The sequence below is a fragment of the Corallococcus sicarius genome (assembly GCF_003611735.1).
Classification (GTDB): domain Bacteria; phylum Myxococcota; class Myxococcia; order Myxococcales; family Myxococcaceae; genus Corallococcus; species Corallococcus sicarius.
The window spans coordinates 1-1,343 of the sequence record NZ_RAWG01000635.1 but is presented as its reverse complement, the minus strand read 5'-3'; the positions used below and the strand labels follow the sequence as shown (position 1 = coordinate 1,343).

Below are 1,343 nucleotides of genomic sequence, written 5' to 3'. Positions count from 1 at the left end.
TGACGCCGTGGCCCTCGTCCAAGGCGAGGCCACGCTCACGTACGCCCAGCTCGACGCGCGGGCCAACCAACTGGCCCACCACCTGCGCGCGCTCGGCATCACGCCCGGTGCGCGCGTCGGTCTCGCCATCGAGCGCTCCTTCGAGCTGGTGGTCGCACTCCTCGCCATCCTCAAGGCCGGTGCCGCCTTCGTCCCGGTGGACCGCAATGCCCCCGTGGAGCGCATCGCAATGCTCCTGGAGGATGCCGACGTCGAGGTGGTCCTCACGCACCAGCCCTTCGCCTCACTGCTGCCCACCACCGGCACCCGTGTCTGGCTGGACGCGCAGCAGGACGTCCTCGGCTCATTCCCCACGCACGCGCCGGACGTGCATGTGGACGGCGAGTCCCTCGCCTACGTCATGTTCACCTCCGGCAGCACGGGCCGTCCCAAGGGCGTCTGCGTGCCCCACCGGGGCATCACCCGGCTGGTGCTCGGCAGCACCTTCATGCGCTTCGGGCCCGACGAAGTCTGGCTCCAGTTCGCTCCCGTCGCCTTCGACGCCTCCACGCTCGAAATCTGGGGCGCGCTGCTGCACGGCGCGAAGCTCGTCCTCGCGCCGCCCCATGCCCTCACCCTGGAGGACCTGGCCGCGCAGCTGCGTCACCACCGCGTGACGTCGCTGTGGCTGACGGCCGCCCTCTTCGAGCAGATGGCCCTGCACCAGGCAGAGGCCCTGGCAGGAGTGCGGCAGGTTCTCGCAGGCGGCGATGTCCTGCCCGCGGGCCGGGTCCGTGAGCATCTGGCGCGGCTGCCCGAAGGCGCCGTCCTCATCAACGGCTACGGCCCCACGGAGAACACGACCTTCTCCACCACGCTGTCCCTGCACCGGAACACGGTGGTGGACGGCCCGGTGTCCATCGGCCGCCCCATCTCCAACGCCACCGCCTACGTGCTCGACGCGCACTTGCGCCCGGTGCCCGTGGGCGTCGCGGGCGAGGTCTACGTCGGCGGCTCCGGCCTCGCCTGGGGCTACCTGCACCGGCCCGACCTCACCGCGGAGCGCTTCGTCCCGCATCCCTTCGCCACGATGCCCGGCGAGCGGCTCTACCGCACGGGTGACAAGGCCCGCTTTCGGGAGGACGGCACGCTCGACTTCCTCGGCCGCGTCGACTTCCAGGTGAAGGTCCGCGGCTTCCGCATCGAGCTGGGTGAAGTCGAAGCCGCCCTGCGCGCGGCCTCCGGCGTCAACGAGGCGGTCGTCATCGCGAAGGGGGCCGATGGAGACAAGCGCCTCATCGGCTACGTCACCGCACGCCCCGGGCACACCGTCGACGCCGACGGCCTCAAGGCAGGCCTCAAGC

1 protein-coding gene is annotated in these 1,343 nt (G+C 71.3%); it reads left to right on the top strand.

Translation table 11 applies throughout. The features are described from left to right. The coding region (locus tag D7X12_RS41390) for an amino acid adenylation domain-containing protein (protein WP_120630568.1) at positions 1–1,343 on the top strand (1,343 nt) is incomplete at both ends.